General features: G+C 43.7%; 18 protein-coding genes. 10 read left to right on the top strand and 8 right to left on the bottom strand.

All coding sequences use genetic code 11. From position 1 onward, the window contains the following. Positions 1-145 precede the first annotated feature (145 nt). The 3 genes from U5J89_RS01415 to U5J89_RS01405 form a co-directional block, all read right to left on the bottom strand. The gene (locus tag U5J89_RS01415; RefSeq protein ID WP_322573821.1) at positions 146-535 is read right to left on the bottom strand and encodes an endonuclease domain-containing protein; all 390 of its coding nucleotides are present in this window, start codon (positions 533-535) and stop codon (positions 146-148) included. Between the two features lie 575 nt (positions 536-1110). After that, positions 1111-2565, bottom strand: coding sequence for a cysteine--tRNA ligase (cysS, locus tag U5J89_RS01410; RefSeq protein ID WP_322573820.1), 1455 nt, complete (start codon positions 2563-2565; stop codon positions 1111-1113). Positions 2566-2670: 105 nt separating this feature from the next. Beyond that, positions 2671-5751 carry an AsmA-like C-terminal region-containing protein gene (locus tag U5J89_RS01405; protein ID WP_322573819.1) on the bottom strand — a complete coding sequence of 1027 codons (3081 nt, stop codon included), beginning with the start codon at positions 5749-5751 and terminating at the stop codon, positions 2671-2673. Between the two features lie 147 nt (positions 5752-5898). Between U5J89_RS01405 and U5J89_RS01400 the strand changes: the two genes are divergently transcribed. The 3 genes from U5J89_RS01400 to U5J89_RS01390 all read left to right on the top strand — a co-directional run bounded on the left by U5J89_RS01400 (position 5899) and on the right by U5J89_RS01390 (position 8816). Then, positions 5899-6567, top strand: a complete 669-nt coding sequence (locus U5J89_RS01400) for a protein-L-isoaspartate(D-aspartate) O-methyltransferase (RefSeq protein WP_322573818.1) — start codon at positions 5899-5901, stop codon at positions 6565-6567. An 89-nt stretch (positions 6568-6656) separates the two neighbouring features. Then, a complete protein-coding gene (locus U5J89_RS01395; protein ID WP_322573817.1) occupies positions 6657-7781 on the top strand; it encodes a DUF368 domain-containing protein in 1125 nt (374 codons plus the stop codon). Between the two features lie 42 nt (positions 7782-7823). Beyond that, positions 7824-8816 carry a universal stress protein gene (locus U5J89_RS01390; RefSeq protein WP_322573816.1) on the top strand — a complete coding sequence of 331 codons (993 nt, stop codon included), beginning with the start codon at positions 7824-7826 and terminating at the stop codon, positions 8814-8816. Between the two features lie 80 nt (positions 8817-8896). On the opposite strand, the gene U5J89_RS01385 is transcribed toward U5J89_RS01390, so the two are convergent. After that, the gene (locus tag U5J89_RS01385) at positions 8897-9604 is read right to left on the bottom strand and encodes a metal-dependent hydrolase (RefSeq protein WP_322573815.1); all 708 of its coding nucleotides are present in this window, start codon (positions 9602-9604) and stop codon (positions 8897-8899) included. Between the two features lie 220 nt (positions 9605-9824). Between U5J89_RS01385 and U5J89_RS01380 the strand changes: the two genes are divergently transcribed. The 3 genes from U5J89_RS01380 (at position 9825) to ytxJ (ending at position 12297) form a co-directional block, all read left to right on the top strand. Next, positions 9825-10496 (top strand): L-threonylcarbamoyladenylate synthase, encoded by a 672-nt coding sequence (locus U5J89_RS01380; protein ID WP_322573814.1) that lies wholly within the window; start codon positions 9825-9827, stop codon positions 10494-10496. Positions 10497-10499: 3 nt separating this feature from the next. After that, positions 10500-11576 carry an ATP-dependent 6-phosphofructokinase gene (locus U5J89_RS01375; RefSeq protein WP_322573813.1) on the top strand — a complete coding sequence of 359 codons (1077 nt, stop codon included), beginning with the start codon at positions 10500-10502 and terminating at the stop codon, positions 11574-11576. 334 nt (positions 11577-11910) lie between these two features. After that, complete coding sequence (gene ytxJ, locus U5J89_RS01370) at positions 11911-12297, top strand: bacillithiol system redox-active protein YtxJ (RefSeq protein ID WP_322573812.1); 387 nt, start codon at positions 11911-11913, stop codon at positions 12295-12297. 18 nt (positions 12298-12315) lie between these two features. Here ytxJ and mtnA read toward each other — a convergent pair whose 3' ends face one another. The 4 genes from mtnA to U5J89_RS01350 form a co-directional block, all read right to left on the bottom strand. Then, positions 12316-13374 (bottom strand): S-methyl-5-thioribose-1-phosphate isomerase, encoded by a 1059-nt coding sequence (gene mtnA / locus U5J89_RS01365; protein WP_322573811.1) that lies wholly within the window; start codon positions 13372-13374, stop codon positions 12316-12318. A 204-nt stretch (positions 13375-13578) separates the two neighbouring features. Continuing rightward, positions 13579-15291: a gamma-glutamyltransferase gene (gene ggt, locus U5J89_RS01360; protein WP_322573810.1), complete on the bottom strand. Its 1713-nt coding sequence runs from the start codon at positions 15289-15291 to the stop codon at positions 13579-13581. 205 nt (positions 15292-15496) lie between these two features. Next, on the bottom strand, positions 15497-18190 hold the full coding sequence (locus U5J89_RS01355) for a TonB-dependent receptor (RefSeq protein ID WP_322573809.1): 2694 nt from the start codon (positions 18188-18190) through the stop codon (positions 15497-15499). A 373-nt stretch (positions 18191-18563) separates the two neighbouring features. Continuing rightward, on the bottom strand, positions 18564-18752 hold the full coding sequence (locus U5J89_RS01350; RefSeq protein ID WP_322573808.1) for a hypothetical protein: 189 nt from the start codon (positions 18750-18752) through the stop codon (positions 18564-18566). A gap of 158 nt (positions 18753-18910) precedes the next feature. Here U5J89_RS01350 and U5J89_RS01345 point away from each other — a divergent pair, with 158 nt between their 5' ends. The 4 genes from U5J89_RS01345 to U5J89_RS01330 all read left to right on the top strand — a co-directional run bounded on the left by U5J89_RS01345 (position 18911) and on the right by U5J89_RS01330 (position 23225). After that, complete coding sequence (locus U5J89_RS01345; RefSeq protein ID WP_322573807.1) at positions 18911-19771, top strand: hypothetical protein; 861 nt, start codon at positions 18911-18913, stop codon at positions 19769-19771. Positions 19772-19973: 202 nt separating this feature from the next. Continuing rightward, positions 19974-21404: a hypothetical protein gene (locus tag U5J89_RS01340; RefSeq protein WP_322573806.1), complete on the top strand. Its 1431-nt coding sequence runs from the start codon at positions 19974-19976 to the stop codon at positions 21402-21404. 160 nt (positions 21405-21564) lie between these two features. After that, on the top strand, positions 21565-22029 hold the full coding sequence (locus U5J89_RS01335; RefSeq protein ID WP_322573805.1) for a hypothetical protein: 465 nt from the start codon (positions 21565-21567) through the stop codon (positions 22027-22029). Positions 22030-22046: 17 nt separating this feature from the next. Beyond that, positions 22047-23225 carry a hypothetical protein gene (locus tag U5J89_RS01330; protein WP_322573804.1) on the top strand — a complete coding sequence of 393 codons (1179 nt, stop codon included), beginning with the start codon at positions 22047-22049 and terminating at the stop codon, positions 23223-23225. Positions 23226-23320 lie beyond the last annotated feature (95 nt).

Below are 23320 nucleotides of genomic sequence, written 5' to 3'. Positions count from 1 at the left end.
GTTTTAACCCCTCCCCGAATACTCGGGGCACGGTTTGCATCTACCCTTAGTAAGGGGAGGCTTTTATTATCTGTCCAAATGCTGAGATACAAGCACCATAATCCCCTCCTTATGAAGGAGGTGGTAGGGGTGGTTGGAAAGTAAATTATGAATTTTGTAATTCTAATTTTTTTATAACAGTAATAATATGTTCCAACATACCTTCTATATTATTTTTGATTTGAGGGTTAGTAAAACGCAGAATTTTTATACCCAGATCATTTAAAAATGCAGTTCTTTTATCATCATGTGTAGCACCTTTATCGGTATAATGAGATTCTCCATCAACTTCAATAACAAGATTTATTTCGGGACAATAAAAATCTACGATATAATCTCCAATTCCATGTTGGCGACGAAATTTATAGTTCAGTAATTTTCGTCCTTTTAACTGAGACCAAAGAATAATTTCTGCTTTGGTCATGTTATTTCGCAAATACTTTCTCTGAGCTTTGGTGTGTTGTGGATTAAATATTTTGCTTTTCCCTTTGCTCATTGTTTAAAAGCATCTTAAATAACCCCTCTTACGTCTCCCCTTAGGAAGGGGAGAATTTTTGTTAATCACTATACGTAAATAAATACGACTATCAAATCTCCTCCTAATGAAGGAGGGATAGGGGTGGTTGGATAAATGTTCTAAGAGATGAAATTCCATCTTTTAAACTCAAATTTAATCTATATTATAGAACAATGATTATTTTTGTGTCCAAAATCCCAAGTAGTTCAAAAAATTGGTAATGAACAATTCATTTTGAGTATTTATAGCCCCTCTTTAAAGGGAGACTTTTATTATTTGTCAAAATTCTGAGATACAAGCACCATAATCCCTTCCTTATAAAGGAGGGGTGCAGGGGTGGTTGAATACTCACTTTAAGGGTTATAATTTGATATTATGCCATAATAACAATTCTTAATACTTATCTAACTCTTTTTAACTGCTTAGAAATCTTACGGTTTTAATTTTACTAATAGATGATTTTGTAGTTTGACCTCCTCCCATGTCTCTCTTTGAAATGGGAGAAGTGGATAATGCCTATGTTCAAAAAAGTTTATATAACTTATTAATAGTTACTAATTCACGATTTTATAATCTGTGCCTTCGGGGCTGTCCATCAGCTTGATATCCAGTTCTTCGAGACGGTCGCGGATGGTATCTGAAAGTTCAAAATTCTTTTCGTGCCGTGCATTATTGCGGATATCAATGAGCAGCTCAATAAGATCATGTGTCTTATCATCGCCGGCTGACGATTGATCTTCTTGCGGCCAGAGTCCCAGCACACCGTCCACAAAATCCCTCAGAAATTTTTTGATATCGTCAATATTTTCGGGGATATCTCCGCTATTAATTTGTTTGCGGAGGGTTTTTAGCTCCTCAAAAAGAACGGCAATGGCTTGTGCCGTATTAAAGTCGTCATTGAGTTTGCTTTCCAGCTCCGTTTTCAGGGATTTCAGATCGTAAGCATCTTCGGAACCTCCATCAGCACGGTCAATTGTTTTAATCATTTCCTGCAGACTTCGAAGTCCGTTTTCGGCCCCTGAAAGCGCATCTTCAGAAAAATCGGTAGTACTGCGGTAGTGACTTTGCAGTAAGAAAAATCGAATAACTTGCGGATCCCAGGCACGGGTTAGCAGATCGTGATTGCCGGAGAAAAACTCGTGCAGCGAGATAGCGTTACCCAGTGATTTACCCATCTTTTGTCCCTCAAGGGTAACCATGTTGTTGTGCATCCAATAGTTGGTAAACGGTTTGTTGAAAGCACCCTCGCTCTGCGCAATCTCGCATTCGTGATGTGGAAATTGGTTGTCCATGCCGCCACCGTGAATATCAAAATGTTCGCCTAGGTACTTTGTTGACATTGCCGAGCACTCTACATGCCAGCCCGGATAACCTTTGCCCCAGGGTGATGGCCACTTCATAATATGGCCGTCATCAGCTTTTTTCCAGAGGGCAAAATCTTCGGGCGAACGCTTATCGCTGGCAGTCTCAATGCGAGCACCGCTTTCCTGATCTTCAACATCACGGCCGCTGAGCTTGCCGTAATCTTCATCCGAAGAGACATCAAAATAGACATTGCCGTCGGTTTCGTAGGCGTGCCCATTTTCGAGTAGCTTCTTGACCATCTCGATCTGCTCGATGATATGTCCCGTAGCACGGGGAGAAATATCAGGTCGCTGAACACCCAGCGCATCCATATCGCGGAAATAGTTGTAAGTATATTTTTCGGCAATTTCCATAGGCTCCAGCTTTTCGATGGCTGCCTGCTTTTCAAGCTTATCTTCTCCCTGATCGGCATCGTCGGTCAAGTGCCCTACATCCGTGATATTTTGGACGTAGCGAACGTTATATCCCAAATAACGGAGGTATCGGATGACTACATCAAATGAGACATAACTTTTGGCGTGTCCCAGATGGGGATCTCCATACACCGTAGGTCCACAAACATAGATGCCTACAAAGCCCTCTTTAATGGGTTTGAATTCCTCTTTTTTACGGGACAGTGTATTGTAAATGTGTAATTTATCCATGAATCAGGATGCTTCCTTATTTATCATAAAATTGCGTTTCCAGTTCGCAAAGATAACGTTTCATAGCAACAGTTGACAACGTGTATTGGGGTAAAATCGTTGTAATTAGTTGTCGAATAATCCCTTGAGAAGATTTTTACCCTTATCTTTCAGGTAGTCTTTTACAATGGGAGCAATTGCTTCTTTATCCGGGCGGATGGTTGGATTTTCCTGGGTGCCTGTCATCCGAAGCGGAACCATAATGGTACCGTTCTCTTGTGTTAAAGCTTCAACGGCCTGGGAGCTTATCACGGATGCAATTCCTTTCTTGAAGCGGCTCGGCAGGAAGAGTTTGGTTTGATAATCTATTTTACCGGATACCATGTGCTGGGTGCCATTGAGCTCCATGCCGATATCGTCGCTGGTCATGCGCAGGTTATTAATGGTAAACACACTGTTTTTGAGCGAATAGGTGCTGTTAAATTTATCAAGACCGATATTGTTGAGCTCTTTTGCATTTAAAAGTGCAGCCAGCTTTATCTGGATGGGATGTCCCTGGATCCGTGAGTTGGTCATCCCGAAATTTCCGTCCATGGTTGATGTTTCGATGACCGGAGACAAAAACTTGTCGAGTTCCGAATAGTATTTTACATCGGCGCTGAATTCTCCAGATATATATTCGTGGAAATTGCTGTCTTCACCGAGCACCTGGAACTCATCAAAAAAGGCAGCAGCTTGCAACCCGTCCAAGTTACCGTTGAATGAGATCATGGTGCGCTCGGGTTCTGGGACATCCCAGGTGAAAGAGCCTGTTGCTTGCCCATCAAAAAGATTAATGGATGCTTGATCTATGGTAATTTTGTCCGGGAATGTGGAAGCTTCACCGGTTAAGTTCGTCATTGTAACGCCGGTGACGATCATCTTGCTGATTTCGGCATTTACCGAACTTGTTAAATCGGGTAGATGGATGGGAATCGGTTCCGTTTCGGTAGTATCGCTCCAGTCGATCAGTTCATCTAAATTAAGCAGATTGCTTTTGTATGTTCCCTGGAGTTGTGGGGTTGTACTTCGATCTTCTTCTGCTTTGAGATACTCCATATAATCGCGGAGGGATCCCGATAGGGCAATATCAGAAGATCCAATGTTAAAGGACAACTGATCCAAATCTACAGAACCGGGCGATAAATTGAGCTTTCCATTGAGATCGGTAACCGGCTGGACCATGGCTTCTCCATCCATATTGATGTTCTGCGCTGTTAGTTGGCCGTTGAACTGCATGTTTGCCGGATCAGCAGGAGCACCCTGGATACGTAAATTGAGATCAGCTAATCCCGTAAGTTCAGTTAGTGTAGGTTCCAGCTTGTAGTAATCCTTAATCTGATTGAGTGTCGCCTTTCCGGTCATTTTTATATCGACCGTTCTATTATCACTCAGGTAATTTCTCACACTTCCTGAAATGCCAAGGTTATTATCGCCGGTGGTAAAGCTGGCTTTTGAGATTATAAGACTGGGACCATCCAAAGACGAATTCAAGGTGATATTTTCAATGGGTTTACCCAGTGATTTATGGCTGATAAATCCATTAGAAAGCGAAATATTTCCCGATTGTACTGCATTTTCTATCTGATCGGCTTGTCCTTTTAAGACGGCCTGAGCCTTGAATTGTCCACGCATGCTTAGCGTATCTTCGTCGATGGGATAAAAATCTTTGATGGTAGCCAGATCAAAACTTAAATCTGTTGTCATATCAATACTACGCTGATCTTCGCTCATCGGCTTGTTAATTGATCCCTTCATCGAAAAGGTGTTGGCTGCGGCCTGTAGCTCCATATTGTTTATAGTGATGACCGATTGATTTGCTTTGGCATCGATAGAAATATTGTCGATAGGTTTGGCTACATCGGCATATTTGAGTAAGCCATTACTCAGCGAAATGGTAGCATCAAAAGTTGCTTCTTCGGGAGCCTCCATACTTCCGGAGGCCTGTCCGTTAGCAGTAAGCTGTCCGCCCAGGTTTTCAATATTAAACTGACTGATGTCATAAAAGTCGCTGACGGTAGCCAAGTTGACATCCGAATCGAAATCAACAGAAAACGTGGCGTTGTCTTCCAGTGGATTTTCGAGCTGACCGCTTGCCGAAAGGTTATTTGCTCCGGCTCGAGCGGTTAGGTTTTTGACGGCAATCAGTTTATTGGTTGCATTGACTGCCAACTGGATGTTTTCGATAGACTGGGGCAGATCCGGATTTTTTACGTAGCCATCACTGACGGTAATTCCGATATCAAAGTTTGGCAATTCTTCGCCCAGTAATGCTCCTTTAAGTGTGCCATTAATCGCCAGCGCCCCGCGCGTTTCAAGTCCCTGAGTATATTCTTCGTACTCAGCCGGTACGAGACGTAATAGCTCCCCAAAATTATCGGATGAAGAATTGAATGTAAGATCAGTGGTTAAATTATTGCTCCAGTCAGACAGCGAGCCGGTAAGATTAAGCGCCAGTCCGCGAATAGAAAAAGTCCCTTCATCAAGTGTTATGGTTTCGTTTTCCAGGTCGATAGTGGACTGCTGACTTATACTCAGTGGCAGGTTGTTAAGATAGGTACTTTCTCCCATAGAAGCCGAAAGCCCACCCAATTGCAGATCGATGGTGCTTGTGATTAGATCGGCGTAGTTGAGGGAAATATCGGCATTGAGGTCGTCTATCCGTACATCGGTTTTCGAAGTAGCATCCCGATAGCCAAAATCACCTCCGCTAATATTAAAATAGGGAATATTTATAGCCAGTGCTTCAGACGTTGTATCGGCCGCGGCGTCATCTTCAGCCATTAAAAAATCGATATTCGTAGTACTGTCGGCATTTACGATGTACGTGAACTGCGGATTTTTAAGACTGATTTCCGAAATGTTTATTTGGTCGCCCAACAGGGAGAAAAGTTCAACTGAAACAATAAGTTCATCTAAGGAAAGGAGGGTGTCACCTTCGGTTTCTCCGGGGATACTCATGTTTTGTATACTTATGCCTGGCTGGGGAAAAGTTCTGAACAGCGTCAGCGACATTTTTTCTACATTTACAGTACGTCCCACGGCATCATCGACGTAGGGCATGACGGTGTTTTTTAGGCGCTCATCCGTAAAGTAAATATTCAGCCCGATAACAATAATAATAACTAATCCGACAAGTGCACCGGCTATCTTTAGAAACGTTTTCATAATCTCAAGGTGTTGGTCTCAATTGAAGTTCTATCCACAATTTTTGATAGTAACAAAGTTTTCATTGATTAAAAATCGAATATATTGCCACAAGTTCCTTATGTTATATTCAATTTATAATCGGTTGGTAAAATACAAAAGTTTGTCATGTTAAATTGGGGTTCAGGAGCAGATAATCCAAAGTTTAAACAGCGTCGCCGCAGATTAGTTCAAGCGCTGGCTGATAAGGGTATTGAAAATCAGCGTGTGCTGGAGGCCTTTAACATAGTTCCGCGTCATGTTTTTGTGGATACGGCACTACAGGATCGTGCCTATAAAGATACTGCATTGCCCATTGGTAAAGAGCAAACCATATCACAGCCATACACCGTTGCACGACAAACGGAATTGCTCGAAATACAGCCCGGCGAAAAAGTGCTGGAGATTGGAACCGGATCAGGGTATCAGGCGGCAATTTTGTGTGAGCTGGGGGCCAATGTGTATACCGTTGAACGCCATGAAAAGCTTTACAAAAAGGCCAAATCAACTCTGAAAGAGCTGGGATACTCCATTCGTGCCAAGCTGGGTGACGGTACGCTCGGATGGTCGGCCTACGCACCTTATGATGCTATCGTGGTTACGGCCGGAGCCCCGGTTGTTCCCGAGGATTTAGTTGAACAGCTCAATATTAATGGACGCCTGGTTGTTCCGGTGGGGGATGAAAACAGGCAGGAAATGGTACGCATTATCAAAATTCGGGAGGACGAGTTTGAAGAGGAGCATTTCAGTGATTTTAAGTTCGTACCGTTGATCGGTGAAAAAGGATGGCAGAAGTAATTAGGAATTAAAAATTATTCAATGAAAAATTATGATCCTTGCTATATCTTTGGCATTCATTAATTCCTAATTCTTAATTCCTAATTCCGTTGTCAAAAACCAATAATTCTGATTCAAAGTCCGATTCTACAAGCTGGAGTGAGTCTCCCTTTTTATTGATTAAAGGTTTTTTGATGGGATCGGCCGATATTGTGCCGGGAGTAAGCGGGGGTACACTGGCGCTGATCGTCGGAATTTATACGCGCCTTATCAATGCGATTAAGAGTTTTGATACGCGCTTTTTTAAGCAGCTCGTCACATTAAAATTTCGGGACGCCCTTCGTGAGGTACACTGGAAATTTATGGTAGTGCTGCTCTCGGGTATGTTCTGTGCTATACTGTTTTTTACAAAAGTAGTGCCTCTACAGGTGTATATGTTTACCAATCCGGAGTTGGTATATGGACTCTTTTTTGGATTAATAGTGGGATCTATTTTTGTGCTTATCAAAGCTATTGAGGGCTTTAACTGGGTGCATGGACTGATGGTTTTTATTGGTGCGGGTATTGGATTTTGGGTTGTTACCTTGGTTCCGACTGATACGCCCGAAGCACCGTGGTTTGTTTTTATCAGCGGATCTATAGCTATTTGTGCGATGATTTTACCCGGAATATCAGGTTCGTATTTCCTGCTTATCCTGCGAAAGTACGACTATATATTAGCACAATTTGGTAAGGTGGGTACCTCCGAGACAACAGCCGGGTTATTATCATTACTTCCTTTTGTTGCAGGGGCTGTAGTTGGACTGGTGCTTTTTTCAAGGTTATTGTCGTGGCTGTTAAGTCGCTACGAAGCAAAAACGTTGGCGGTACTCATTGGCTTTTTAATTGGATCGCTATATGTGATTTGGCCGTATCAGGATCGGACGTTTAAGCAAATCGTTAGCAAGACCGAAGTGGTGGCCTATAACAGCTCAAAAGCGGCGGAGCTTCGAAATAATCCGCCGGATCAAAATCGTCCTGAATTTGAGCGGCTGGGTGAAAAGGTGAATCGTGATGGCGCACAAAAAGAAATAGAGATTTTGACCGTTAAGAACAAGCTTGTTAAGAGTAATCCATTTATTCCGTATTTAACCGTTCAGGAGGCGGGGACGGACCATTTTTGGAGTGGTATTTGGGGAATGCTTATCGGATTAATTATGGTGATGGGACTTGACTATTTACGGACGGAAACCTAACGTTAAATAAACTGATGAATCTCCATATTAAAGACTATTGTCATGCAGGAAATTAAAAAAATATTAGTACCTACAGACTTTTCGGAAAACGCTCAGTTGGCTTATCGTCATGCCCAGGAAATTGCTCATCGGGTTGGAGCCAAGGTAGATTTTATTCACATTATTCCGACCCTGACCTATTTCCATAAAAGCTTGTCGAATATGCAGGCACCATTAAATTTGGATGATGAAATTTATCCTATGGCACAGAAAGAGGCTGTCCATCAGATGCAGACGGCCATGGATGATTATATTGCTGATGAAAACAAGGGAGAAGTGGTTTGTAACATCGATCGAAAGTCTTCGACAGCTATCGCAGAACATGCCAAACAGAATAATCATGATCTTATTGTAATGGCATCGAAAGGCCATCATAAATCATCGTTGCTGCGTGGATCTACAACCAACAAAGTAGTTCGTCATTCATCGGTCCCGGTGTTTACCGTGGATGAAGGACTCAATGCCGAGGGGCTTAAGGATATTATGATTCCTACGGATGGATCTCCGTTATCCTTTACAGCGCTTCCGATGGCACTGACATTGGCGACCATTTATGATGCAGATATTACTTTGTATCACGTACAGGAGCTTTATGGTAGTCCGTTGGATTCTGAAAGCCGGGATCCCCAAAAAACCGATGAACAAAATATTTATGAGTCTCTCATAAGTCGGTTGGATGATTATCTGGCTGCCGAGGGTTTTGATAATGTTAAGATAGCTCGCGGTGATGAAAAGTTCAGAGATCAGTTTGTGGTATCAGATAATGCATCAAATAGACGTATTAATATTTACACTGCAATTGAACGAGGGGTTTCGGCCCACTTGGGTATTGAAGATTATGCCGCCGAAAATGCTGATGTTGTTGTGATGGCCACACATGGTCACAGCGGTTTTGCTCACCTATTACTGGGTTCTACAACAGAAAAGGTAGCGCAGTCGCTGAGTACACCGGTAGTCACTGTTAAGCCGGATGAGAAGAAGTTATCGAAGAAATAAGGTTTCGTTCAAGTCCATTAATCATAAGAAAAAGGCGCAAAGAAACTTTGCGCCTTTTTCTATTGGAGTATAAATGAGTCTTATGCCAAGAAATGATCTCCTGCTTCGGGAATCCAGACTTCGGTATCAGTTGACTTCTCGGTGTATTTCTTGAAGTCTTCGGGATCGCCTGTTAATGGTGGAAACGTGCCGTAGTGAATGGGTACGGCATAATCGGCCTGAAGCAGATCGCAGGCCATAGCAGCTTCACCGGGACCCATCGTATAGTGGTCGCCCATAGGTACGGCAACGATATCGGGCTCATAGAGCTCACCATAGAGTTCCAGTTCGTAAAAGATATTAGTATCCCCAAGGTCATAGAAGGTGATATCATCGTAGAAAGAGATCACCAGCCCGGCTGATTCGCCTGCGTAGTCACCCTGGAATGAAGAGCTGTGGTTGGCATCTACCATAGTTACCGAAAAGTCATCGAAGGCTACTGTACCACCCTTATTAAATTCGATAGCCTGTTCTTCGTCGAGACCGTGCTTGCTAACCAGTAATCGCGAAAGCTCTACCTGTGAAACGACTTTACAACCAGTAGCTTCGGCAATATCCAGCGTGTCGCCCACGTGATCTTCATGTCCGTGGGTTAACAGAATATAATCGATCTCATCCTGTTGTTTATACTCATCTGGGGTGGATGGATTTCCCGACAGAAAAGGGTCAACTAAAATATTGGTGCCTTGCGGACTCACGAATTTAAAAGCAGAATGTCCTAACCATTGTGCTTGCACTGATGTATCCATAACTTTAATAGTTTATTTAATGATTTATGAGAAATAGTATTGATTATCCGTGATCAATGTGTTATTAATGAAGTTCAAAAGCGCATAAAATAAGAGGAATTATGAAGTTGAATGTTATTCCATTTCGTTTACTATCACAACATTTTATAGTGAATCATTCCGTGCGTTTTTCTGAGCTTATCTAATATCGTATAACTCCAAAAACATTTGAGGTTTATTCATGGCAGAACGAATCAAACTGCATCCCGAGACACCCCATGTAAAACGATTATTTGAAATCGCCGACAAGGTGAAAGATGGTGCGGTGGTACTTTTCCCGACCGACAGTCAATATGCTCTTGGCTGTGATTATAAAAATAAAAAAGGGATTGAGCGGATTCGTGAAATTCGACAGCTGGGAAAGGGTGATCACCTAACCATTTTATGTGACTCGTTGTCGGGTATAGCAAAGTTTGCACATATTTCTGACTATAATTTTAAGCTGATCAAACGGCTGATTCCCGGCCCGTATACCTTTATTTTGCCTGCTACCAAAGAGGTGCCCAAGCTGCTTGTTCATCCCAAGAAAAAAACGGTAGGTATTCGCGTGCCAGACTATCCTATTTGTGAAGGCTTGGTCCGTGAGGTTGGTAATCCCATGCTTGCAATTACCGCTAAGAAGCCCGAAATGGATGAAGACGCCCTGGAAAAATTTGACAGGGAACCGTTCTTACGAAAATTTGATAAGCAGGTAGATGTGACTATTGACAACCAGCAGGATCTACCTTCCCAAGAAACCACTATCTTGGATATGACTGATGATAGTACCAAGATTGTTCGACGCGGTCTTGGAATTGAACAAGTGGAAGAAGTGTTTGAAAGGGAACGAGAACCATTAGAAAAACAAAATTAATTTATGAAGATTGCTATTAATACAGGCGGTGGCGATGCTCCCGGTCTTAATGCCGCTATTCGTGCAGCTACATTGGCAGCACTAAAAAGAGGCTGGGAAGTGTATGGCATCAAAAACGGATATGGTTCAATATTTACTGATGAACCTTTTATAAAGCTCGATGCCCAAGCCGTGCAGGGAATTACGATGCAGGGCGGTACTATTTTGGGAACGGCCAATCGTGGCAACCCCTTTGAGATGCCGTACAAAAAAGACGACGGCAGTTGGGATACAAAAGATGTATCTGATAAGCTGGTGAAAACCTTTGAAAAGCATGGTATTGATGCCCTTGTTGCTATAGGCGGTGATGGCTCGATGAATATTGCGAGTAAACTTATCCAGAAAGGTCTTGATATTGTGGGCGTGCCCAAAACCATTGATAACGATATTTACGGCTGCGATGTGACGCTTGGTTTTGATACGGCTATTGATATTGCGACAGGAGCGATCGATCGGATTACGACTACGGCCGAATCGCACCACCGCCTGATGGTCGTCGAGGTAATGGGGCGTTATGCCGGATGGATTGCACTCTACTCTGGTATTGCAGCCTCTGCCGATGTGATCCTAATTCCTGAAATTCCGTTTTCCTATGATTCTATTGTGGAAAAAATTGAAGAGCGGGAGTCGAAGGGACTTCATTATACGATGATTGTAGTGGCCGAAGGAGCAACCAAAAAAGACGGAGAAATCGTTACCAAGGGCAAAACCCCGGGGCAGGAGGTACAATTGGGCGGTATTGCCGACCAGGTAGCCGATGAGCTTTCCGAGCGGACGGGTAAGGAGTCGCGATCGGTTGTACTGGGACACCTTCAGCGCGGCGGATCTCCCTCAACCTACGACCGGCTTATTTCGCTTCGTTTCGGTGCGGCTGCCATTCGCTGTGTGGAAGAGCACGACTATAATAAACTGGTCGTGTTGCAGGATAATAAGCTAACGCGTATCCCCATCACCAGTATTGAGGGAAAAATGAAGTCGGTTTCGTTGGAGAGTGATACCATGCAGACGGCGCGGGATATTGGCATTTGCCTGGGCGACTGACAATTTCAACCCATCCGAGCGCTTGGTTCGCGATCGGATGGATGGAATTAGCAGGGATATGAATTTTAAATCAATTATTAAAATATCATGCTGAATTTATTTCAGCATCTTTAAATTTTAGCTGGATGATAGATCCTGAATCTCACGAAGTGTCGGGGTACGCTAAGTTCAGGATGACACAAGAGCTTTAATGGGTAAATAAACTGAACTATCTGTCAGGTTACAAGATCACTTGACAGAGCATCGTCACGAGATAATATTATTTAGATTATTGTAATTCTCGTTCCGTAGCTCTGCTGCGGACCAGCATAGATAGGTAAAACAAAATTTTATTATGGGACTTTTTAATTCAGTAAAAAATGCGTTTTCGGGATCCGAAACGAGTGAGATTTGGGAGATGATTTCAGATCCTTCTCAGGTGGATCCCATTATTGAAGCATCAAATGAAAAGCCGCAACTAATCTACAAACACAGTCATCGCTGCAGCGTTTGTTTTGTTGCGAAAGGAGATCTTGAGATGGGGGCGGATGATATTAAAGAGCATGCCGATATGCATTTTGTAAATGTTGTACGCAGCCGTGACGCCTCTAATGAAATAGCTTCTGAGCTAGATGTTCGTCACGAGTCGCCCCAGGCTATTTTAGTGGATAATAGTGAGGTGGTTTGGCATGGCTCTCATGGCAGTATTGATACCGATACTATATTGAAAAAAATTAGATGATGCTTGGCTTCTGACTTCTCAATCACTAAAAATATTTTTAAATCCCTCCTCAAACGGCGGTTCAATAATTCCCTCTTGGGTTATAATGCCATTGATATATGAATACGGAGTAACGTCAAAAGCGGGATTATAGGCCTCGGCTTTTTTGGGTGCTACTTGGGCATCGCTGTAGTTAAGCACCTCTTCTTGATCGCGCTCCTCCAACGGAATCTCATCGCCGGTTTCCATTTCCATATCGATGGTCGAGAGGGGAGCCGCTACATAAAAAGGTATCTCATTTTCTCTCGCTAAAACTGCGAGGGGATAGGTCCCGATTTTGTTGGCCACATCACCATTTGCAGCAATGCGATCAGCACCTACCATAACCAGATCAACTTCGCCGCGACGCATGAGTAGGCCCGCGCTGGAATCCGTTATTATTTTCATTGGGATTTCAGCATTCATCAGCTCCCAGGCGGTAAGGCGGGATCCCTGTAGCAGTGGACGCGTTTCATCCACCCAAACGAATGGTTTTTTACCTTGTTCATGGGCGTGAAATATTATCGAAAGGGCGGTACCGTATTGACCTGTGGCAAGACTGCCGGTATTACAATGGGTTAGTACTTGCGCATTTTTGGGAATGAGCTCAACGCCATTTTCGCCAATCTTTTTGCAGGTTCGCTTATCCTCATCGTGGATGGTCTTGGCTGTTTGCAAAACGATCTCCTTAATCTCACTGATATCCTTATCTTTATGGGCCCGGATGGTTGATTTAATCCGATCGGTTGCCCACTTGAGATTTACGGCCGTAGGCCGGGCTCCCTCCAGGTATTCGGCAATGCGATCAACTTCGACCATAAAGCTTTCGAATGCATTTTCAGGCATATCTTTAATTCCTAAATATAAGCCGTAGGCCGCTGCAATACCGATAGCGGGTGCTCCCCGAATGCGCAGCTTTTTGATGGCTTCCCACATGCGTCCCACATCTCGGATATCGCTATAGACTTCGCGTCCGGGCAGATATGTTTGATCTAAGATGCGAACATGATCCTCTCGCCACTCAATAGATTGTACTGCAGTATCGATATCATTACTCATGACCAATAGATATTAATTTAATTTTGAGCATACGATAATGATTATGACAAAAGAAGCGGGAATTTACAACCTTAAATATGCTGATTTTTTTACTGACAAGATTTGTGGCGTCCACAGTGAGGATTGTAGAGGCTTGAAATAAAAAACCCGATTGCAATACAGATATATTACAATCGGGTGAATAAAACTTAAAACTCATTAGGTTTAATATCCCTGGGCAGAACCATCTCCCCGAGGGTCTGGTGATCCATATTTTAATCCGTCTTTACTGATATATATGGTATGGGTACGCCCTATGCTGCTGCGTGATTCAAGTGTATGTCCCATTTCTTTCAGCATTTGCCGGGTATCGGGACTTAGGCCAAATTCTTCGTAATACAATTTATCAGGCATCCACTGATGGTGGAAACGCGGCGCTGAGTTGGCTTTTTGGGGATCCATCCCAAAGACAGCCATATTAAGAAAATTGTGGAATGTCGCCGTTATAATCATAGGTCCGCCGGCGGCTCCCAAGACCATTCGCACGTTTCCATCTTTGGTAACAATGGTGGGAGACATGCTGCTGAGCATCCGCTTTTTGGGAGCAACGGAATTGGCTTTTCCTTGTATGAGTCCAAACATATTGGGTTCGCCGGGTTGGGCGGTAAAATCGTCCATTTCATTATTAAGCAGGAATCCGGCACCGTCAACGGCAAGCTTATTCCCAAACGAACCGTTCAAGGTGGTTGTAACTCCAACCGCATTGCCGTCACTATCCACAATTGAATAATGGGTTGTTTCGGTGGATTCTATAACCTGAATGGGATTGCCGTGAGAAATGTCATCGCTGGAAGTAGCTTTATCCCAGCTATAGCTTTCCATGCGTTGCTGATTATAATCCTCTGCCAATAACTCTGATTGCGGGATATTGACAAAATCGGGATCACCGAGAAAATGGGCCCGGTCGGCAAATGCTCTACGCATGACCTCGGTAATGAGATGAACGTACTTTGCCGAGTTAAAACCGAGTTCTTTTAAATTATAATCCTCGAGCATAGTAAGCATTTGGGCAATGGCAATGCTGCCGCTGCTGGGCGGTGGCATAATGTGAAGATCGTAACCGTTAAAGCTTGCCTTTACGGGATCGCGCCACTTGCTCTCGTAATTTTTGAGATCACTATAGCTGATAATACCGCCTTGCCGTTTCATTTCCTCAACAATTTGATCAGCAGTAGTTCCCGAATAAAAACCGGCTCTGCCCAATCGTGCAATTCGTTCAAGAGTTTTGGCTAAATCTTTTTGAACAAAAAGATCTCCTTCTTCAAAAGGCTTCCCATCTTTTTTGGTAAAATATTTTGTAGAGGATTGGTACTTTTTAAATTCATCTGCTTTGTCATTAAAATCCTGTGCTTGTAGCCAGGTTAGGCGATATCCTTCCCGGGCCAGTTTTATGGCCGGGGCTATTACCGTTTCCAGTGGAAGGTTACCGTACCGTTCAAGAGCCTTGATCATACCATCAACTACACCCGGGACACCAGAAGCCAGTGCCGATCTTCGGCTTAGATCCGGCTGATATTCCCCGTCTCTTATGAACATGTCTTTCGTTGCTTTTTGTGGGGCTCGTTCCCGAAAGTCCAGTGAAGTGGTCGTACCATCAGCCATATGCAGTACCATAAATCCGCCGCCGCCGATATTACCGGCACGTGGTTCGGTAACGGCCAAGGTAAATTGTACAGCTACAGCAGCGTCAACAGCGTTGCCACCCTGCTGCATAATTTTTTTACCAACTTCAGAGGCATGTTTTTCGGCGGATACGACAATGCCATTTTCATAGGATTTGGCCCATCCGGTTTGTGCAATGCTTTCACTGGGCAGTGATACAAAAAGAGCGAAGAATAGAATACAGCTAAGCAATCGAGAGAATATTGGTTTGTTCATCAGACTAAATTTTTTTTGAGCATGCAGTTCTTAGTGTTTTTTAGAGAAAAGCTTTGCGCCATCCTGTATAAATCAGGATTTGACGTAACGTTTTGCAAAGAGTTGAATTGTAAGAGAATTACTTATTAATATCTAAAATAATACCCAATGTACTCCCTACTCCGGAAATGAAGGAGTAGAGAGAAGTTGGGTAAATGAATTACAATTAAAACGTCAGAGAGAGTTTTGAGTAGACATAGCGCCCGTTAAATCCCATCGGTGAAGCGGTAGGATAGGGGAAGATGCCAAGAAAGTTAGAGTGATCAGGCGTCAGATCCGGATAATTATCCAGCAGATTACGAGCTCCCACCGTGATGCGAGCATAATCTTCTACGATTTCGTAACTGGTTGAGAGGTTAATAACCCATTCTTTGCTTAGGGTATAATCCTCAGCTGGATCCTGATCCGGTACGAGAACCTCTCCATATCGTTTGCTCATCATGCTGAAACTAAATGGACCGTTGTCGTAGGTTGCCTCGAGGTTAAGCGTATTTTTGGGGCGTTCCCGGGCAAGTTCTAAACGAGCCTCGCGTCCAAAGATACTTTCCCCGAACGATTCACTTAGCTGTGTTGGGGTAGCAACGCCACTTGCCAAGCGGTTTCGGGTGCTGTTTAAGGCGCTCTTTAAATACAAGGTTCCATTTTCGCCTATCACCGTACGGTATGATGCTGTTAGGTCAATACCCCATGTACGGGTATCAATGGCATTGGAAAAGACCTGAACGCGCTGCGCTCCGAATTGAGAAACAAGGTTCTCAATTTCGGGACCACCCATGTTACCTGATAAAATGATCCGATCTTTGATATCGATGTGGAAAACATCAACAGTGAAGGTGAAAGCATCAGTGGGACTTACCGCAAGACCACCACTCACGTTGAACGATTTTTCCTCTTTTAGATCCGGAACACCGAGGGCATCGGCTACATTACTATCGTTATTAAAGAGTCCAACTTCGAAGGGAACGTTATTGATAAAGGTTGTGGAAACCTTAGAAAAATAACGTTGTGCAAGATTTGGAGCACGAAAACCAGTACTTACCGCCCCCCGGAATATGAGCTCTTCTTGTGGTTGATAGCGCATAGCCAGCTTACCGTTAATGGTTTCTCCAAAATCGCTGTAACTTTCGAATCGACCGGCAATATTCACGAGAAATTCTTCGGTAATGTCAGCTTCCATATCCACATATGTAGCAATGTTATTACGACTTTCATCCACCGCCTGACTTGGACGGAATCCGGGAAATACCTGAGCACCCGGGGCGGCGCGTCCTCCATTTTGATTAACTTTCACCGGACCGTCAATATATGAAGCCTCTTCTCCGGCCGTAATTTCATACTGATCAATGCGATAAACAGCGCCCGCAGCAAAGTTAAGCGGTCCAGCAAGCCCTACATCAAATGTTCGATCGATATCGAGCATGGCATGAGACTGCTGGAAACCAACTGTGCCTGCATAAAATTCCGTCTGATTCGAGCTCGGACCAAGCGTCACATTAAGTGAGTTTGCAATGTTGTACTCGAAATTGTTACTACCTGTTTGCAGGTTAAGGTCGTAATTCCATTCGCCCATCTGTCCGCGAAGACCGAGTGACCCCGAGTAGTCATTGATTTTTATATCAAATTCCGGGAGAAATCCGATGGGATAAATTTGCGGCCAATTTCGATCTCCCAGAGATCGGCGATAAAAGCCTTGGCCAAGAGCATCTCGGTAACTGTATCCCCCAAAGGCATATACTTCCATTGACTCGTTAACCGGTATAGCAGAATTACCCCATAGGTAATAATTGTCAGATTCTCCGCTACCCCAGTGGAAGTTGGGTTGGGAGACAGGATTGTTCTTTTCAACTACCTCCTGAACACCATCGCCATCCATATCCATAACCACGTCGCCATCGCCGGCGGTAATTTGATCACGCGGGCTGGCACCGGCGCGATTTGTGGGATCCTGCAGGCGCACCTCTCCAAACAGGTTAATATATCCATCTTTTCCAATGGGTAAACCATATGAAGCAGCAATATCTTGGGTAGTTCCATCATTGGAAAAATTATCGGTAGCATTACCGCCTAATTTATAACTGAGCGACAAGGGGACCGGTTCCTCTTTAAGCTGGATATTAACAACCCCTGCAATGGCATCCGAACCATACTGGGCGGCGGCCCCATCACGCAGGACTTCCATTTGTTGGATCGCACTGGCCGGAATAGCATTCATATCAACGGGGCTCGATCCTTTTTGGATACCCGATCCCAGGCGATTTACCAATGCCGATTTGTGGCGTCTCTTTCCATTGATAAGTACCAGCGTATGATCGGGACTAAGTCCACGCAAGGTAAACGATCGCAAGGCATCCATCCCGTCGGCAACAGTCTGTTGTGGAAAGTTGACCGAAGGGGAAACCTGTTCAAGCATTTGACCAACTTCAGAGGTACCGGCTTTTTCCAGGTCGATGGCAGTATATACATCAACAGGAACCGCCAGCTCATCGGCAGCAGTATGACCTGCTCGTGAACCTACCGTTACCGTTACTCCCTCACCCATGACAGCTGTTTCTTGCATGGTAAAATTTTGGGTAACCGTTTCTCCTGCAGAGAATGATATCTCTTCATCTATCTGCTGGTATCCAACAAAAGTAACTCTAACGGTGTATGTACCGGGATCAATATTTTCTATGGTATAGCTGCCGTCTTCGCCTGCAGCAGTACCCTGCGAGCTCTCTACCAAGAAAATGTTGGCTCCGGCAAGTGCTTCACCATTGGAGTCCATTATCGTACCTTCTAACGTAGCTGAACTTTGTGCAAATAACACAAAGGGCAATAGCAATAGTATGAATACAGAAAATAATCTAACTGTTGTTTTCATATCGTGTCTGTCCTCGTTCCTGTTTTTATTTGAGTCAGAGGAGATTTCTTCCTCTAAGACGATATAACAAATTATTTACCAAAATGTAAAAACATTTAATGTCAAACTATTTATATATCAACATATTTCTTTCTTAAACCAGCTAAATGTAGTTTTGATCGGTTTTTCGGGGGTTCATCGAATAGTACTAAGCCCTAATTCATAGGCAGGACAGCTAATCTTTTCAGGGAAGAGAATGGTATTGACTCTTTTTTCTGATGAATGGTCTTTTTTAGTTTTGCAAAGCCCTTTTTTAAAAGAGAAGAATCAACAGGTGAGTTTCTGTATATATGAATTCGGAAGGTATATCTTTTTAATTGATAGCTTGTTGATATCAAGGTTCATCCAGAAAGTTCGCGTCTTTTGATTCCCTGATAGCAGTTAGGAGGGCGCTGACTTGTTTGTAGAGGTCTTGGTCGGGCTCGCAGGCTTTTTTGATAAACTTTTCTTGTTTCTGTTGATCTGACAAAGTCAGCGCTTTATCCACAATTGATTCTATATTTTTCCACCGTTGCTGATCCATAAAAAAGCAAAGTATCTCCTTTCTCCTTTGTTAGTATATGCGAAAGCCAGATGAAAAATGGGCCAAATTCATTTTTCGAAATCCATTTGTCCTCATCCCGCTCGCCGTCACGCATAGTACTATGTAGTATTCATTAATTCTAAAAAAGAATAGTAACTATGCAACGAATAACACGAATAGTGACGATACTTTTAGTTTGTTCAATTTCAATTTTTATAGCCTGCGAAGGTCCCGCCGGCTCTGAAGGCCCGCAGGGACCAGAAGGTCCACAAGGCCCTGTTGGACCAGCAGGTGAAGATGGTAGTATGATGTATTCCGGGCAGGGCGCACCGGACTCTGATATCGGTGACAACGGAGATTACTACTTGAACACAGATACCGGTGAACTCTATGGCCCCAAAGACGACGACGGCTGGGGCAATCCTATTATGGTTTTAATGGGTGAAGATGGGGAAGACGGCAGTCAGATTCATGCCGGCACTGGTGCCCCTGATGCTTCGTTAGGTGATCTGGGCGATTTTTACCTGGATAAAGCCAATTATGATATGTACGGACCCAAAACGGAAAACGGATGGGGAACGCCCATTAACCTGAAAGGCGCCGACGGCAATGCCAATGTTACACGGTATATCTTTCCGGGACATGATTTTGGAAGTCAATCTTCTTTGACTCTAAGCGTTCCTGGCATAAGTAATGATGAATTTAGGAATAGTTCTTGGTCAGTTTATCTGGCTAATGACAGAGGGCTTAATAATTCTACCTTCAGATATTATCCTATTCCTGGTGATGGGGTGTTCTCAACATATTCTGTTAGTTTCGGAAACATAAATGATGATTATACAGCCTTTTTTATCGAATCATCTGGTGGAGGAACAGAATATGAACGTATAGAGATTGTTCGAGTTGAAGCTTCCAATACCGAAGATCAAAGAAAGCAGAAGTCAGGAGAAATTCTTCCCAGTGGACTGGATCCCTCCGATTACAAAGCGGTATCAGAATATTATGGCTTCTATCGATAATTAAAATCCAGAGAGAGTAATTTCATTTAGATAGCCTTAAAATGGGCTCTGCTGAGAGGCAGGGCCCATTTTTAATTTACCCATCTTTAATGTATTGAGGGGAGGGGTAAAATCTCATGAATTAAATTTGTCACAATCCCGCTCGCTATTACGCATGTTACTATGTAGAACGCAAAGGTATAGAATACAAAACAAAGTTATTATGAGACGCTTACTACATATATCGATACTGTTCATTGTAATAGGACTTCTAATATCTTGTGGGAGTGACAGCAGCAGTACGGGACCCGACTCGAATCCTGATTCTGATCCCGATCCTGAACCGACAACCGGAACGGTTGAGATAAGCACCTCAACCAGCGGTGATGATCAGGATGACGATGGATATAAAGTTACGCTGGGAAATAATGAGAAAGATATTTCTTCCAATGAAACCATATCGTTTGATAACCTGGACGAAGGAAGCTACGATGCAGAGCTCTCAAATATTGCCGGTAACTGCAGCGTGGATGGCGATAATCCGCGATCAATTACTGTGACAGCCGGTGAAACTACCTCGGCTACCTTTGAGATTCAGTGTCAGGAAATTCAGCCGGTAGCCCAACAGGAAGCTGTGGATGCGGTAAAACAGGTCATGCAGAATAAAGGGTGGACAGCACCGTCTAAGTCAGTAAATGATGATCAGACACCAACTACCGCAAATAGTGATCCTAATATTTTTGATTTTATTGCGACCGAAGTAAATGACTCTGGGACCCGGGTAGTTTATATGCTTATAGGACCTGATGGTCATCTTATACCAACCAGTGAATGGCAAAGCAACAATCAAGGCAAGTGCAAGCAAGAGTCTCTCCGATATATGAAAGCCGCTCAAAAAAGATTCAATTTCAAAATGTTTAGCCTCGCGGATGGTTATGACGTGTTTGCCCAATATATTGATATAGCAACAAGCGAAATTGAAGCACAACGCGAGGGACAAAGTTCCAGCTTGGTGGATGCTATAACTACAGCCTGGGATAAGATTGAAAAACCTGTAAAAAAACCGGCAGATCCCTGCGGCGACAAAATCAGTAATTTAACCTTGACGTTTAGTGCAATAACTACATTGGAGAGTATTTCAAAAGAATCCTCAAGTCTTTCATCAACAATTAAAGAACAGGTAGAGGCAACGGTAGAGCTTAACTATGACAAGCAAGATAGCATGTACACGGGAAGCGGTGATCTTACATGGGCAAATTATAACCACTCAGAATTAAATTGCGAACTGCCTGATCCTGCCCGGTTAAAAGTGCATAAATTTGTATACGGGGATCCTACTACAACGAACGGGGAAACGGAACTGCAGATACAATTTCATGATATGAAAAAGAATTCCTGTAATATCCATCCTAATTTTTCATTTAGTTGGTGGCTGCTGCACGAAAATGAAATACATAAAGAAGTTGAACTGGATGAATGGGCTATAACTGTTGAAGATATTTATGCACTCCATAATTGGGAAGCCGTTGAAGTTAGTCCTGTTATAGTCGTTCAAAAACAGTATGACCACTCTAGGACAGTAGAAGATGAGGACTCCATAAATAATGTGAGTGGTGAATCTATGATTAGAATTCTACATGAAACCAATGAATGAGCAAGAACTAAAGTTCATAAAACTGAGAGAATTATTGTTAGGTGTGGACAACTGTAATTACCGGCGAATTAAAATCACAGATCGATTTGTCCCAATTTCGCCCGCTATTACGCATATTACTATGTAGGGGAATTATTAATTGGAATATAACCATAATATTATGCGACGATCACTATTTATAATTGTATTCGTTTTATTGATTGTTCCGCTGGTATTCATCTCCTGCGGTGATGAATCTACCGGTGAAGAGGAACCACAGCCCTTGGAGTTTGCGACGGAGCCCTCCGATGGGTTGAGTAGCATGATTCAGGAAACCCCCAGCGACTTTACCTGGGATTATTACCATGATAATGTGCAGGTAAGCATGATACCTGGTACCCGGTGGAGTGGTAATATTGTGCTTTCTGCGTTCCAGGTGGAAAATGGTGAGGTGGTTAATCGCACCACAACCGAAGCTGTTGAAACCTCGGCTGATGAACTTTCTTCAGGATTGTTAACGGGAGAAATAACTCTAGGTCCTTCTTTGGTGCCTGGTGATGAGTGGGTTCCAGGTGATGAGTGGGTACCCGGTGAGTATAGTGGGTTCCAGGTGACGAATGGAGCCCGTCTGAAATTGAAGATGTAGCTCTTTCGCAGGTTGATTTGGGGCAGAATGAGACGATGGTAGTTGTTTATGCACACCTTGCAGGCGAATCGCCTGAGAGAGAGCAGACTACCCAACCCTTCGGTGTGCTTATGCTTGAGGAGGCATCTACGGGTCAGCTGGATGTTGTTACAGAAACAAGCGGCGAAAATCTAGATGACAGCTATCAAATTACGGTAAATGAAACAACCGAGACCATAGGTGCCAACGAATCTGTACTGTTTTCCGAACTGCCCGTCGGTGATCACGAAGCGGAACTGACTGATGTGGCCGATAATTGCGAAGTAGAAGGCGATAACCCGCGCACGGTCACCATTACTGAGGGTGATACGAAAACAACAACCTTCAGTATAAACTGTCAGGAGCCGCTCAAAAATCAGCTGGTCTTCACCAGTTTCCGTGACGGCGATGCCGAAATATTTACCATAGGAGATGACGGTAGCGGAGCCTCGCAGCTCACCGATAACGGCACGTTTGACGGACAAGCTGCGGTTTCCCCAAGTGGAACCAAGATTGCCTTCGTAAGCGACCGCGACGGAGACAAGGAGATTTACGTTATGGATAAAGCCGGAAAAAACGTCACGCAGCTGACAAATAATGCTGCTTTGGATGAATATCCTGCCTGGTCGCCCGATGGAAGCCAGATTGTATTCAGCAGCCAGCGTGATGGCGTCGATGATATCTTTACAATGGATAATGACGGATCAAATATAACAGGCGTAACAACTGATAATGAAGCCGATACCAATCCATCATGGTCACCGGACGGAAACACCATTGTATTCCAGAGCTTGCGAGACGGTGATTGGAATATTTACAGTATAAATGCTGATGGTACCAATGTTCAGCCATTGACGGATGATGCTACGCAAGGTGATCGTGAACCTGTCTGGTCACCTGATGGAACAGAAATAGCATTTGCCAGCAATCGTGACGGAGACGAAGAGATCTACACTATGGATTCGGATGGTAATAATGTATCGCAAGTTACCGATAACAGTAGCTTTGATGTTTCCCCAACCTGGTCGCCCGAGGGAACTTCAATTGGTTTCGAAAGTGATCGGGACGGCGGCAGGGATATTTATATTATCAATGCCGATGGAACATCACCTTTTAGGGTAACAACCGACCCGGGATTTGATGAAAATCCATCCTGGAGTCCTGGTTCAATAAAGTAGCATAGTATTATATTTTGCCCGCAGCGGGATGCCATCCCGTTGCGGGTTTCATATTCTTGGAATTGAATTTGTCCCCATTCCGCCAGCCGTTACGC

Origin of the sequence: Fodinibius sp., assembly GCF_034521915.1 — a bacterium.
GTDB lineage: Bacteria > Bacteroidota > Rhodothermia > Balneolales > Balneolaceae > Fodinibius.
This window is presented reverse-complemented; position numbering and strand designations above follow the sequence as displayed.

Bases quoted from the DNA above. Each gene is read 5' to 3' on its own strand.
- U5J89_RS01415 (WP_322573821.1), bottom strand. From the start codon at position 535: ATGAGCAAAGGGAAAAGCAAAATATTTAATCCACAACACACCAAAGCT.
- cysS (WP_322573820.1), bottom strand. From the start codon at position 2,565: ATGGATAAATTACACATTTACAATACACTGTCCCGTAAAAAAGAGGAA.
- U5J89_RS01405 (WP_322573819.1), bottom strand. From the start codon at position 5,751: ATGAAAACGTTTCTAAAGATAGCCGGTGCACTTGTCGGATTAGTTATT.
- U5J89_RS01400 (WP_322573818.1), top strand. From the start codon at position 5,899: ATGTTAAATTGGGGTTCAGGAGCAGATAATCCAAAGTTTAAACAGCGT.
- U5J89_RS01390 (WP_322573816.1), top strand. From the start codon at position 7,824: ATGCAGGAAATTAAAAAAATATTAGTACCTACAGACTTTTCGGAAAAC.
- U5J89_RS01385 (WP_322573815.1), bottom strand. From the start codon at position 9,604: ATGGATACATCAGTGCAAGCACAATGGTTAGGACATTCTGCTTTTAAA.
- U5J89_RS01380 (WP_322573814.1), top strand. From the start codon at position 9,825: ATGGCAGAACGAATCAAACTGCATCCCGAGACACCCCATGTAAAACGA.
- U5J89_RS01375 (WP_322573813.1), top strand. From the start codon at position 10,500: ATGAAGATTGCTATTAATACAGGCGGTGGCGATGCTCCCGGTCTTAAT.
- ytxJ (WP_322573812.1), top strand. From the start codon at position 11,911: ATGGGACTTTTTAATTCAGTAAAAAATGCGTTTTCGGGATCCGAAACG.
- mtnA (WP_322573811.1), bottom strand. From the start codon at position 13,374: ATGAGTAATGATATCGATACTGCAGTACAATCTATTGAGTGGCGAGAG.
- ggt (WP_322573810.1), bottom strand. From the start codon at position 15,291: ATGAACAAACCAATATTCTCTCGATTGCTTAGCTGTATTCTATTCTTC.
- U5J89_RS01355 (WP_322573809.1), bottom strand. From the start codon at position 18,190: ATGAAAACAACAGTTAGATTATTTTCTGTATTCATACTATTGCTATTG.
- U5J89_RS01350 (WP_322573808.1), bottom strand. From the start codon at position 18,752: ATGGATCAGCAACGGTGGAAAAATATAGAATCAATTGTGGATAAAGCG.
- U5J89_RS01345 (WP_322573807.1), top strand. From the start codon at position 18,911: ATGCAACGAATAACACGAATAGTGACGATACTTTTAGTTTGTTCAATT.
- U5J89_RS01340 (WP_322573806.1), top strand. From the start codon at position 19,974: ATGAGACGCTTACTACATATATCGATACTGTTCATTGTAATAGGACTT.
- U5J89_RS01335 (WP_322573805.1), top strand. From the start codon at position 21,565: ATGCGACGATCACTATTTATAATTGTATTCGTTTTATTGATTGTTCCG.